Origin of the sequence: uncultured Nostoc sp., assembly GCF_964247315.1 — a bacterium.
Taxonomy (GTDB): Bacteria; Cyanobacteriota; Cyanobacteriia; order Cyanobacteriales; family Nostocaceae; genus Nostoc.
The window spans coordinates 1-11868 of record NZ_CAXTTT010000174.1 but is presented as its reverse complement, the minus strand read 5'-3'; the positions used below and the strand labels follow the sequence as shown (position 1 = coordinate 11868).

12 protein-coding genes and 1 pseudogene are annotated in these 11868 nt (G+C 41.6%); 10 read left to right on the top strand and 3 right to left on the bottom strand.

Going from position 1 to position 11868, the window contains the following annotated elements; translation table 11 throughout:
* Together ACFE93_RS31875 and ACFE93_RS31870 are read left to right on the top strand one after the other, a co-directional pair.
* Positions 1-729 (top strand): O-antigen ligase family protein (locus ACFE93_RS31875; protein WP_375479694.1); only part of this gene is annotated, 729 nt, incomplete at its 5' end.
* Positions 730-1010: 281 nt separating this feature from the next.
* The gene (locus ACFE93_RS31870; protein ID WP_375479692.1) at positions 1011-1529 is read left to right on the top strand and encodes a hypothetical protein; all 519 of its coding nucleotides are present in this window, start codon (positions 1011-1013) and stop codon (positions 1527-1529) included.
* Between the two features lie 294 nt (positions 1530-1823).
* On the opposite strand, the gene ACFE93_RS31865 is transcribed toward ACFE93_RS31870, so the two are convergent.
* Together ACFE93_RS31865 and ACFE93_RS31860 are read right to left on the bottom strand one after the other, a co-directional pair.
* Positions 1824-1922 carry a DUF6887 family protein gene (locus ACFE93_RS31865; protein WP_375479691.1) on the bottom strand — a complete coding sequence of 33 codons (99 nt, stop codon included), beginning with the start codon at positions 1920-1922 and terminating at the stop codon, positions 1824-1826.
* Positions 1915-2058, bottom strand: coding sequence for a DUF6888 family protein (locus ACFE93_RS31860; protein WP_375479698.1), 144 nt, complete (start codon positions 2056-2058; stop codon positions 1915-1917). The genes ACFE93_RS31865 and ACFE93_RS31860 overlap by 8 nt, the downstream gene beginning before the upstream one ends.
* Before the next feature lie 255 nt (positions 2059-2313).
* Here ACFE93_RS31860 and ACFE93_RS31855 point away from each other — a divergent pair, with 255 nt between their 5' ends.
* The 4 genes from ACFE93_RS31855 (at position 2314) to ACFE93_RS31840 (ending at position 6770) form a co-directional block, all read left to right on the top strand.
* The gene (locus ACFE93_RS31855; RefSeq protein ID WP_375479689.1) at positions 2314-2835 is read left to right on the top strand and encodes a Ycf51 family protein; all 522 of its coding nucleotides are present in this window, start codon (positions 2314-2316) and stop codon (positions 2833-2835) included.
* A gap of 775 nt (positions 2836-3610) precedes the next feature.
* Entirely contained in the window at positions 3611-4801 is a 1191-nt protein-coding gene (locus tag ACFE93_RS31850; RefSeq protein WP_375479687.1) for an iron-containing alcohol dehydrogenase family protein, read from the top strand.
* The gene (locus tag ACFE93_RS31845) at positions 4798-6030 is read left to right on the top strand and encodes an aspartate aminotransferase (protein ID WP_375479685.1); all 1233 of its coding nucleotides are present in this window, start codon (positions 4798-4800) and stop codon (positions 6028-6030) included. Before ACFE93_RS31850 ends, ACFE93_RS31845 begins: the two co-directional genes overlap by 4 nt.
* A gap of 197 nt (positions 6031-6227) precedes the next feature.
* Positions 6228-6770 carry a class I SAM-dependent DNA methyltransferase gene (locus ACFE93_RS31840; RefSeq protein ID WP_375479683.1) on the top strand — a complete coding sequence of 181 codons (543 nt, stop codon included), beginning with the start codon at positions 6228-6230 and terminating at the stop codon, positions 6768-6770.
* Positions 6771-7131: 361 nt separating this feature from the next.
* On the opposite strand, the gene ACFE93_RS31835 is transcribed toward ACFE93_RS31840, so the two are convergent.
* Positions 7132-7536: a hypothetical protein gene (locus ACFE93_RS31835; RefSeq protein ID WP_375479696.1), complete on the bottom strand. Its 405-nt coding sequence runs from the start codon at positions 7534-7536 to the stop codon at positions 7132-7134.
* 196 nt (positions 7537-7732) lie between these two features.
* On the opposite strand from ACFE93_RS31835, the gene ppsA reads away from it, so the two are divergent.
* The 4 genes and pseudogenes from ppsA to ACFE93_RS31815 all read left to right on the top strand — a co-directional run bounded on the left by ppsA (position 7733) and on the right by ACFE93_RS31815 (position 11730).
* The gene (gene ppsA / locus ACFE93_RS31830; RefSeq protein ID WP_375479681.1) at positions 7733-10231 is read left to right on the top strand and encodes a phosphoenolpyruvate synthase; all 2499 of its coding nucleotides are present in this window, start codon (positions 7733-7735) and stop codon (positions 10229-10231) included.
* 12 nt (positions 10232-10243) lie between these two features.
* A pseudogene (locus ACFE93_RS31825) lies at positions 10244-10681 on the top strand (element excision factor XisH family protein).
* A complete protein-coding gene (locus ACFE93_RS31820) occupies positions 10651-11010 on the top strand; it encodes a XisI protein (protein ID WP_375479679.1) in 360 nt (119 codons plus the stop codon). The pseudogene ACFE93_RS31825 and the gene ACFE93_RS31820 overlap by 31 nt, the downstream one beginning before the upstream one ends.
* Before the next feature lie 147 nt (positions 11011-11157).
* A complete protein-coding gene (locus tag ACFE93_RS31815; protein ID WP_375479677.1) occupies positions 11158-11730 on the top strand; it encodes a GNAT family N-acetyltransferase in 573 nt (190 codons plus the stop codon).
* The last annotated feature ends 138 nt before the right edge of the window (positions 11731-11868 follow it).

Below are 11868 nucleotides of genomic sequence, written 5' to 3'. Positions count from 1 at the left end.
CCCTCATCTCCCCCACTCCCCCTTCTCTTCTTAACCGTGGCGGTGATTACAAATTTCATTACTTTAATTTTCACCAACTCACGCAATGGATGGGCGATCGCTATTTTTGCCTGTTTAGCTTATGCACTCTACCAAGGTTGGCGCATTCTTGTAAGTAGCGTTGCTGCGATCGTCTCTAGTGTGTTTTTGGCAGCTTTTGCTCCTTCACCAATTGCTCACATTTTTCGCTTGGTAGTTCCTGCATTCTTTTGGGCAAGGTTAAATGACGATATGTATCCAGATAGACCAGTCGCTTTAATGCGAAAAACTCAGTGGGAGTTTGCCTGGTCTTTAGCTCAACAACATCCTTGGACTGGTTGGGGGTTACGCAGTTTTAGTACACTTTACAGAGCAAAGATGCACATTCCCTTGGGTCATCCCCATAACTTGTTTTTGATGTTATCTGCTGAAACTGGTTTTCCCAGTACTTTTTTATTTTGTGGCTTACTAGCTTGGATTTTGATTACAAGTGTCCAATTACTGCAAAAGTCAAAATATATAAATATAGCAGACAGATTGATATTTTTCAGTTATCTTCTGTCCTTTGTTGGGTGGATTTTATTGAATACAGTAGATGTAACCCTCTTCGATTTTCGTTTGAATACGCTTTCATGGCTAATTTTGGCTGCCATTTCTGGAGTAGTACATCGTTATCACGAAAAAGACAAGCTTGCATCTCATCAACTTTAGCTATTAGTTTTTTCAGTGTATGCACTGGGGACATTAAGAGTTTTAAGTTAATAAGATTGTTATATTCACGTCTGTGAGTGTGACTAATACCTTATTAGTCACTGTTGCTGATTGTTGGGAAGGTGTAGGGACATCCCTTTGGGGTTTTCCTGCATGACGGGCATCTCTTGTAGATGCCCTTTTGTATATTTATTATTTTTATTCAGTTAAACACCATCTTAAAAAGATTGAATTTAACGCAATATCTGACAATTTTTATCCTTGATAAAGGAATATAAAATATGATTGCTGAAATTAAACTAGGTCTTTGTAACCCACCAGAACCTATTTATTTATATGTGAAAAAAGGAGAATTAAGCGGGGAATCATATCTGTGGTATAATTATGATGTTAATAATAAAATGACCATTCCTGTTCAGCAAAAAGGGCTGACTGGTTATTTATCAGATATTAAATTAACGACGAAAGAGTTTAGAGAAAGAGACAACATTAAGTTAGACATTGTTGTTAGAGCAGATGAAATTTATATTGTTAGAACTGGAATAGAAACGAACTTTGCTAAAAGTTTTCTTTTAGCTGCATCGCTAATACAGGACTTTTCCAAGCCCTTGATTATCGCTGCAACTGCTGGAGAAGAGAATGTGGTTTTTTGTAACCTCTACGACGCAGCAACTAAAACCAGGATTCACTCTGAATGGAACAGAGATGCTGATTGGCTAGCAATAATTGATAGTATTCAAACTAGGTTGCAGACATCTAAAAATTCCCATATCGTCTCCGGTGAACCAATACTGTTCTAGGAAAACTAGTACGTCACGGCATAAATATAGTAACCATTTAAAAACTCTAAAAAGTTCATTTCATAATACTTTTGACTTTTGACTTCCACCTTGCGGTACTAGGGAGGCGGGGAAAGTTGGTTAAAGAATTTATTTCCCAGATTTATTAGCTAAAACCTAACAAAATTAAATTACTCACTAACGGAATGATGATGTGTTTTTTAGCTATGGCTCTAAGCGTTGGCTACGTTTTTCTTGGATGATTTTTTGTAGCTCATCTACTGAATTAAGACGTTTGCCATTAGACTGAACATGTTATGCTAGAGCGTGAATTGCTTCTGTATCGCCACGATTTTGTAAGATATAATCTCGCAATTGCTTGCGTGTCATTTCTCTAAAATTAGGCTTATTCATAATCAACCTCTCCTTCTGGATTAATTACTACAACTGTCTCTTCACCTGCTATTACTACGATGTTATCTGTTCGCTCATCTAAGCTAACTAGGTAAACCGGGGATACATTCGCGTTAGTCAAGTCAAGACTCTGTATAACTGTTTCAATTGTTCTGAGGTTGGCTCCAATTCACCGCTAAACTTAAGCTAAACACAAGTTGAAACTTTATTATGACCGATAACCTTTATGGTGTAGTACCAATTCTTTGTGAAACTGTACAAAATTAGGCTTGGTGATACAAGAGGCTTGAGCAAGTTGTTCTATCTATGCAACCTCACAGGTAATCGATGTAAGCTCTCGGTAAAATGGGTGTGTCGGTAACGAAAAAAAGACGCCTCCATAACCAACCTTATGCTCACAACAGCTAACTTTCTTCAGTACACCCAATGGTCAGGTATAGCTACCTTGATATTTGCTGCCTTGACATTTTTGGCTTTTATTCTCAAATGGGGCATCCGCTTTCGGTTGGTGGGTACGACTGGCTTTATGCTGGTGGTGACTGCTGGTTTATTTGGACTCTCAATAGTCCCCTTAAGTCGGACTGTGATTCCCGGAGCAGTCCGGTACACTCTAGTTTATGACAATGGGTCAACACAAGCGGTGATTGCCACATCACCCCAAATTACACCCACACAATTAGAAGCAACTTTACGTCAAGCAGCTAGTAATCTCTTTTCTTATGGTCGCTCAGGTACACGAGAAGACGAAAATTTGACAGTTCGCGCCCGTACCATTATCCACCGAGAAACAGGGATTTCTGTCCCAGTTTACTTGGGTGAGGTCAAGCGATCGCTCATTTCTCATCAAAATTCCCCAGTAACAGTCAAAATTTACACAGACAATTTCGCTCAATTGCCAAAACCCAAAGCTTAAGAGGCAGGGAGCAGGGAGAGCGGAAAAGAATAATTAATGCCCCATGCCCTTCAGGAGTGCTGAGTGCTGAGTGCTGAGTGGGGTCTCACTTCTTTACTCAGCACTCGGAACTCGAAACGGGCTAAACGCCCCGCTTCCGCTAACGGAACTGTTTTGCCCCATGCCCCATGCTCAGAGAAAAAAAATAATTTACCAGTTATCAGGATGACAAAAATTATTTTGTATTTACTGATACATTAATGGTTATTTTTAGATTAAGATATTTACACTTTAGTGGTTATACTGTGGAAAAAAGTTAATTAGCGTGGGGTAATGAGTACTAAGAGTTGTAATTTGTCAGTTGTTGTCCTAATTGCCCCTGTTGCCATTTTCAAAATTCTTTGCAGCAAATCAAGGAGTTGTAGGGGCATATATTTCCATACTTTACATATATATCTGTAGCTAAAAATTGCATCAAATAGCACGATCGCCTACACATTATCAATTCTCGATTGCTTTTCTTGAGAATATGACAATGGTAATGTTAATTAATTATACGGTTATTCAAAACTTTGATAGTTCGGAATTTCAGGTCAATGGGTATTTATAGATGCAAGCAATGTCGTCAAACTACTCAATCTATTGGCAACAGGACTTGTCTATTTAATTACTTGGCTAAAATCCAGATAAGCCGAGTGGAAGGTTGGAGCCATCCAAAAACCAGCTTGGCAACAAGTATCCCCAATAGCCAGTCTATTTGATTAAGAAATATCAAGGTTTTGGCAAACGAGATTATATGCCCAATAATTTTTCTACTCAACCTTCTTTGTCTACTCAAACCTCTAGTTCATTCTTTACGCTCACAGTTTCCCCCGCAAAAGTAATCCGTGGTTCTGGGGTGTTGCAAACAGCTGCAGCAGAGATCGCCTGTTTGGGAAGTCGTCCTTTAATTGTGGCAGGTAAGTCTACTCTCGCCATTAGCCAACAAAATTTACAACCAATTTTAGAAGCGCAACAGTTCCATACTGTCCAAGCTTCTTATGGTGCAGATTGCTGCGAAGCTAGTCTGAAATCTTTACAGAAGAAGGCAAAAGAACATAAAGCTGATGTCATTATGGGTGTTGGTGGCGGCAAAGCCCTAGATACAGCGAAATTAGTCGCGCAGCAGTTACATCTACCAGTGGTGACAATTCCCACTTCCGGGGCTACTTGTGCAGCTTGGAGTGCCTTATCGAATGTTTATTCGGAAGATGGGGCTTTTCTCTACGATGTGGGGCTATCTCGTTGTCCCGATTTATTGATACTCGATTATGACTTGATTAAAACTGCACCACAACGTACCTTAGTAGCTGGAATTGGTGATGCGATCGCTAAGTGGTACGAAGCTTCAGTTAGCAGTGGACACTTGCAAGACACTTTAATTATTGCTGCGGTGCAACAAGCACGAGTTTTGCGAGATATCCTCTTGCAAAAGTCAGCCGCCGCCCTCGAAGAACCAGGTTGTGAGGTTTGGCGAGAAGTGGTAGATGCGACTGTTTTATTAGCTGGGGTAGTTGGGGGACTTGGAGGGGCACAGTGTCGCACTGTTGCCGCCCATGCCGTGCATAACGGTTTAACTCATATTTCAGGACATGGCAGTATTCATGGCGAAAAAGTTGCTTTTGGGATTTTGGTGCAACTGCGTTTAGAAGAAATGCTACAAGGCAATCAACTAGCAGCATCGGCACGGCAACAGTTGTTAAAGTTCTACGCAGAAATTGGACTACCCCAAAAATTAAGTGATTTGGGATTGGGCAATATTACATTATGCGAGTTGCAAACAGCCGCCGAAATGGCTCTAGTTCCTAATTCTGACATCCATCGACTACCGTTTAAAGTCGCGCCAGAACAGCTGATGGCAGCAATGGTTTCTACCACTGCACCGATAGATAGTAGAGACACTACAAATCGAGTTTCGCCCAAGGGAATGAGTGACGAGGTTTTATGAGTTTAAATTGGATTGTCCCAGCAGAACGCATACAAAAACTACCACCTTATGTATTTGCCCGTTTAGATGAACTGAAAGCTAAAGCACGGGAACAAGGGTTAGATTTAATTGACTTGGGTATGGGAAACCCGGATGGTGCAACGCCAGCACCAGTTGTTGAAGCGGCGATCGCTGCTTTAAAAGATCCCGCGAATCACGGTTATCCACCCTTTGAGGGCACAGCTAGTTTCCGCCGTGCCATCACTAACTGGTATCATCGCCGTTATGGTGTGGTTCTCGATCCTGATAGCGAAGCCTTGCCACTACTCGGTTCTAAAGAAGGATTAACCCATTTAGCACTCGCCTATGTTAACCCTGGTGATTTAGTTCTGGTTCCTTCCCCAGCTTATCCGGCACATTTTCGCGGCCCAGCGATCGCTGGCGGCAAAATCCACAGTTTGATTCTCAAACCCGAAAATGACTGGTTAATTGATTTAGCTGCTATTCCTGACGAGGTTGCCAAACAAGCTAAAATTCTTTATTTTAACTATCCTAGCAATCCTACCGCCGCCACAGCCCCCCGCGAATTTTTTGAAGAAATCGTCGCCTTCGCCCGCAAATATGAAATTTTACTGGTGCATGATTTGTGTTATGCCGAGTTAGCTTTTGATGGTTATCAACCCACTAGCTTATTAGAAATTCCCGGTGCAAAAGATATTGGTGTGGAATTTCACACCTTATCTAAAACCTACAATATGGCTGGTTGGCGCGTCGGGTTTGTCGTGGGCAACCGCCATGTAATTCAAGGTTTGCGGACGCTGAAAACTAACTTGGATTACGGCATTTTTGCCGCATTACAAACAGCAGCCGAAACAGCTTTGCAACTGCCAGATGTGTATTTGCATGAGGTACAACAACGCTACCGTACCCGCCGCGATTTCCTCATTCAGGGGTTAGGAGAGTTGGGTTGGAATATTCCCAAAACCAAGGCGACGATGTATCTTTGGGTGAAGTGTCCCGTTGGTGTTGGTTCCACAGATTTTGCCCTGAACGTGTTGCAACAAACAGGCGTTGTGGTTACTCCAGGTAATGCCTTTGGGGTTGCAGGTGAGGGTTATGTTAGGATCAGTTTGATTGCAGACTGCGATCGCTTGGGTGAAGTTTTACATCGCTTCAAGCAAGCTGGCATCCGCTATCAACCTGAAGCTGTAGTCCCTGCTTCAGAGGCGATCGCCGATCTCGTTAGTTGATTATAGAAAGGAAAACCAATATTACAGCATCTCACAATTTAACGGAAAATCGGGATTCTTCATTCCACTTCGTTACGTTCAGAATGACGAATTATACCTTTCATCGACTTTTCAAACATCCTTTTAAGTGTCCTTTTACTATGGAACAACTTCTTAATCCTGAATTTCTCTAAGTTAGACCGCTGATACTAAGCAATATGAATAAGTGGTACAAAGAAGACCTTGCATTTATTCATGATGTCGGTTTTCGTGACTTCGCTCTTAAATCTGCTCCAGGCATCTTAGAAATCCTGGCTCAAAACAAAATACATGATGGACTAGTGGTTGACTTGGGTTGCGGTAGCGGATTATGGGCACAAGAACTCACCAAGGCTCATTATCATGTTCTCGGAGTCGATATTTCTGAGTCGATGATTAATATTGCACGAACAAGAGTGCCGAATGCCGAATTTCGGATCGATTCACTATTTAAGACAGATATTCCTTCATGCAATGTCGTCACATCCATTGGTGAATGCCTCAGCTACCTATTTGATCCAGACAATGATCGCCAAACCCTTGTTCAGCTTTTCTACCGCATATATAACGCCTTAAATGCTGGAGGTGTATTCCTCTTCGATATTGCGGAGAAAGGACAAGTTGCACAAAGTACCACAATTAGGGGATTCACTGAAGGAGAGGGCTGGGTAGTATTAGTTGAAAAAAAGGAGGATCAAGAGCAAATAACTTTGACTCGCTGAATTACCAGCTTCCGCAAGATGGGGGAACACTACAGACGATCTGACGAAGTACACCACGTGCGGTTATACGAAGCGACAGCTATTGCAAGTGAACTCTCTGGCGTGGGTTTCCAAGTTGAAACAACCCGTAGTTATGGTCAATACCTTCTGTCAAAGGGTCATGCAGTATTCATTGCACGCAAACCATCTGAATAAATACCTGATCTCAAATCCAATATCTAATTTTTTTTGCTATGGTGATCCTAAAGTAATTAGTTAAGTACTTACGAGGTGTCAATCAATTGACTAGTCGATTAACTTGTATATTAAACTACAGATACATACAAATAATTTATCTATAAAGTAAAGTGCATCTGTTTTATTACTTATTAGGTTGGGCAATACGTGCTTCAATATCTGACAATGTTTGTAATAATAAACTCCTTGCCTGTAATTGCCAACCCCATTTTTGAATTCTGTAAGCTAATACAGTACCAACTACAGACGCTAACAAGCCTAGAGGTTGATTTAAAGAAATTCCCCATAACAAACCCAATCCAGCAATTCCCCAAAATGGTAAGGCTACCGCTTGTCTTTGTTCTTCTATAACTTGAGTAATTATATTAGATTGTTTATTAGCTAATAATGCTTCTTTGACTTGCCTCTGCTCGGCTGCCGATACCGATAAACCTATTTTACGGCGTAGTTTTTCTATTTTGCGGGCATCAGTGCTGTATTCAGTTAGTTCATCTTCTGCCATTTTTAGGAGTCGTTCTAGCTGCGCCATCATGTATTACATCCGGTATTTTGATCGAGTTATTAAACTGAATAAGTGTTAATTTTTCTTGCTGATAATTTTGTATTTCATCACCAAATATCAAACTACGCGACAGAACCAAAAATCTAAAGTTGAATATGGCAAAAATAAATATAGTAGCAGTTATGCACTTACAAGTTGAGTATAAATTTAAAAGGTAATATTTATGACTCTAGTATCTAAAAGCACTTTGTCTGTATCTGCCCAAGAACGATCGCTCATTCTCTGGTTTGATGAAATTGGTATTGCTGATATACCAGTAGTTGGTGGTAAAAATGCCTCACTAGGGGAAATGATTCAACAGCTAACACCCAAAGGCATTAACGTTCCTACAGGATTTGCTACTACTGCTTACGCTTATCGTCATTTCATTCAATCAGCAGGGTTAGAAGCAAAGCTACGCAAACTTTTTGCTGACTTGGATGTTGAAGATGTCAAAAATTTACGAGAACGCGGCAAAAAAGCGCGATCGCTATTAATTCACACACCATTTCCTGTAGAATTGCGTGAGGCGATCGCCACAGCATACCATAGTCTTTGTGAACAATACAATGCAGACACAGATGTAGCAGTCCGTTCTAGTGCCACTGCTGAAGACCTTCCCGATGCTAGTTTTGCTGGACAGCAGGAAACTTACCTCAACGTTGTCGGTGTTGAAGGAGTTTTAGCAGCTTGTCATAAATGCTTTGCTTCTCTATTTACCGATCGCGCTATTTCTTATCGCCATACCAAGGGATTTGACCACTTTAGCATTGCTCTGGCTGTGGGTGTGCAAAAAATGGTGCGCTCTGACTTAGCAACCTCTGGGGTGATGTTCTCCATTGATACAGAAACAGGCTTTAAGGATGCGGCACTAATTACAGCCGCCTACGGTTTAGGTGAAAATGTTGTTCAGGGGTCTGTAAATCCCGATGAATATTATGTTTTTAAACCAACTTTAAAAGCTGGTTTTCGCCCAATTATCGATAAAAAATTGGGCAGCAAAGAACTGAAAATGATTTATGATGACGGCTCAAAATTTACGAAAAATGTTTCGGTTTCGCCCAGCGAAAAAGGTAAATTCGCTCTGAGTGATGAAGAGATTTTACAACTAGCAAGTTGGGCATGTTTAATTGAAGACCATTATTCCCAAGTCCACGGCATTTTCACTCCAATGGATATTGAGTGGGCAAAAGATGGGATTACTAACCAACTTTTTATTGTACAAGCGCGTCCTGAAACCGTCCAATCGCAGAAGACGGGAAATGTGTTGCGGAGTTATCGGTTGGTATTGGGGAATAGAGAATGGGGAATAGGGAATGGGGAAAATTCCCACTCCTCACTCCCTGATTCCCAATCCCCAATCCCTCTTGTCACGGGACGTGCGATTGGGGAAGCAATTGGTCAGGGAAAAGCACGCCTAATTTTAGATGTTCAGAAACTAGAACAGTTCCAAGTTGGGGAAGTTTTGGTGACAGAGAGAACCGATCCCGATTGGGAACCAATTATGAAACGTGCCAGTGCAATTGTCACCAATTCTGGGGGGCGCACCTGCCATGCAGCAATTATTGCGCGAGAATTGGGTGTACCTGCGATCGTCGGATGCGGCAATGCTACAGAAATTTTAAAACCTGGTCAAGAGGTAACAATTTCTTGTGCTGAAGGGGAAGAGGGAAAAGTTTATGCAGGCTTATTACCTTTTGAAGTGGAAGAAGTTCCTTTAGAAAATTTGCCCCGCACCCGCACTCAAATTTTAATGAATGTGGGTAATCCTCAAGAAGCATTGAGTTTATCTGCAATTCCCAACGATGGCGTAGGTTTAGCGCGGACAGAATTTATCATTGCTAACCAAATTCAAATTCATCCAATGGCGTTGATTCACTATGACTTGTTAAAAGATGAATTTGTCAAAGCTAAAATTGCTGACATTACCGCACTTTACGAGGATAAACCCCAGTATTTTGTAGATAAATTAGCTCAAGGTATAGGTAGAATTGCGGCGGCATTTTATCCCAAACCTGTAATTGTGCGAATGTCAGATTTCAAAAGTAATGAATATGCCAATTTGTTAGGTGGGCGACAGTTTGAACCCCATGAAGAAAACCCAATGCTGGGTTGGCGGGGGGCGGCGCGTTACTATGATCAAGGTTACAGAGAAGCTTTTGCCCTAGAATGTCATGCCATCAAGCGGGTAAGGGAAGAAATGGGTTTGACAAATGTTATCCCAATGATTCCCTTTTGTCGCACTCCCGACGAAGGGCGTTTGGTTTTGGCAGAGATGGCAAAAAATGGTTTAAAGCAAGGTGTTAACGACTTGCAGGTTTATGTAATGTGCGAGTTGCCGAATAATGTGATTATGGCTGAGGAGTTTGCTGAGGTATTTGACGGCTTCTCAATTGGTTCCAACGACCTAACTCAGTTGACATTGGGGATAGATAGAGATTCGGCGTTAGTGGCGCGGTTATTTGATGAACGCAGTCAGGGTGTAAAGCGAATGGTAAAAATGGCGATAGAAGCGGCGAAAAAATGCGATCGCAAAATCGGCATTTGTGGACAAGCACCCAGCGACTATCCAGAATTTGCCCAGTTTTTGGTTGAACAAGGAATTGACTCGATTAGCCTGAATCCAGATTCGGTTTTAAAGACGATGCTGGAAGTCGCAAAAGTCGAGGGTAGTAATTCGTAATTCGAGTAATGTATGCCAGCTAGAGATCGTTACCACGAGAACTTGAAGAATGCGCTGATCAAAGATGCCTGGACGATTACCGACGATCCTTTTCATCTCAAGTGGGGGAAAAAGGATCTTTACCTGGATTTGGCAGCCGAAAAGTTACTCATAGCAGAAAAAGGAACCCAGAAAATTGCTGTTGAAATCAAGACCTTCAGTGGTTAATCGGAAGTGGTAGACCCTGAACAGGCAATTGGTCAGTACTTTACTTACCTTGCTGTAATGTCTCGCAATTATCCAGATAGGGTTTTGTATATTGCTGTTCATAAGGATATTTTTACTGACATTTTTGAGGAAGAACCGCTTGGTAAACTTATATTAGAAGATTACAAAATTCCTCTCATCGTTTTCAATCCAAAGCGGGAGGTTATAGTCCGATGGCTACTCTGGAACAATACAGACAGATAATTTGCAGCATTCTTACTGAACACACGAAAATTCCTTACTCTTACGGTGATATTCAGCATGAAACTATTTTTGATAAAGAACAGGATCGATATTTGGTGATGATTCTTGGTCGAGAACCAGTGCCAGAACTCTCTCCAACTGCAACACGTCGTGTTCACGGCTGTCTGATTCACATTGATATTATTGATGGCAAAATTTGGATTCAACGTGATGGCACTGAAGAGGGGGTAGCAACAGAATTAGTAAAGGCAGGTATCACAAAGGATCGGATTGTGTTAGGGTTCCGATCTGAAGAACTGCGGAAAGATTCAGAATTTGCGATTGCATAACCAACGGTAGTTGAACTTCTGGATAACTGCTTATAGCATAGCGATCGCCATATTTCGTTTGTGTAATTGTCTACAAAACTTTTGACTGCTCAACCATAAGTATCTTAGTATTTTGCAGAATGGCGATTTATTTTAGCCAAAAGCAAGATGACAAATCTTTTGCAAACCGAACGCTTGATCGTTCGCAGTTGGATACCCGAACGCGATGCCGAGCAAGCCTTTGTAATTTATAATGACCCGGAAGTGACGCACTTTCTACGTAAAGCTTCTCGCCCCGCAAGCATTGAGTCACAGCGTCAGCGCTTGATCGAAGGTATCGAGCGAATGCACCAACGCAACAATGGTACTGGATCTTGGGCAATTGTTGAAAAGGAAACTACAACAATTGTAGGAACTATTCTTCTGTTACAATTGCCCGACAAAGATGGTTTACCCACTCAAGATTATGAAGTAGGCTGGCACTTGAGGCGAACTTCTTGGGGTAAAGGGTATGCAACAGAAGCAGGACGAGTTATGCTCAACTACGGGTTTAGTGTCCTCAACTTGCCAGTGATTTATGCTGTAGTTAAGCCAGAAAATCATGCCTCAATCCGTGTAACTCAAAGACTGGGTATGAAACCAATAGGGCGGACAAACAAATATTACGGTATTGAGTTACTCCTGTTTCAACTAGATGCACTTAAAGAGGGGAGGGAGAACAGGGGAGCAGTTTTTGAGTAGAGGGTAGGGGGGCAAAGGAGTGGAGTTCAAAGACTCATTCACGAGTATCAAAGACTCATTCACGAGTATCAAAGACTCGTCGGCGAGTATCAAAGACTCATTCACGAGTATCAAAGACTCGTCGGCGAGTATCAAAGA

What these genes read in the sequence shown, in the direction of transcription:
- ACFE93_RS31840 (WP_375479683.1), top strand. Translation starts at nt 6,228, where the DNA reads ATGAATAAGTGGTACAAAGAAGACCTTGCATTTATTCATGATGTCGGT.
- ACFE93_RS31835 (WP_375479696.1), bottom strand. Translation starts at nt 7,536, where the DNA reads ATGGCGCAGCTAGAACGACTCCTAAAAATGGCAGAAGATGAACTAACT.
- ACFE93_RS31820 (WP_375479679.1), top strand. Translation starts at nt 10,651, where the DNA reads ATGGCTACTCTGGAACAATACAGACAGATAATTTGCAGCATTCTTACT.
- ACFE93_RS31855 (WP_375479689.1), top strand. Translation starts at nt 2,314, where the DNA reads ATGCTCACAACAGCTAACTTTCTTCAGTACACCCAATGGTCAGGTATA.
- ACFE93_RS31850 (WP_375479687.1), top strand. Translation starts at nt 3,611, where the DNA reads ATGCCCAATAATTTTTCTACTCAACCTTCTTTGTCTACTCAAACCTCT.
- ACFE93_RS31870 (WP_375479692.1), top strand. Translation starts at nt 1,011, where the DNA reads ATGATTGCTGAAATTAAACTAGGTCTTTGTAACCCACCAGAACCTATT.
- ACFE93_RS31865 (WP_375479691.1), bottom strand. Translation starts at nt 1,922, where the DNA reads ATGAATAAGCCTAATTTTAGAGAAATGACACGCAAGCAATTGCGAGAT.
- ppsA (WP_375479681.1), top strand. Translation starts at nt 7,733, where the DNA reads ATGACTCTAGTATCTAAAAGCACTTTGTCTGTATCTGCCCAAGAACGA.
- ACFE93_RS31845 (WP_375479685.1), top strand. Translation starts at nt 4,798, where the DNA reads ATGAGTTTAAATTGGATTGTCCCAGCAGAACGCATACAAAAACTACCA.
- ACFE93_RS31815 (WP_375479677.1), top strand. Translation starts at nt 11,158, where the DNA reads ATGACAAATCTTTTGCAAACCGAACGCTTGATCGTTCGCAGTTGGATA.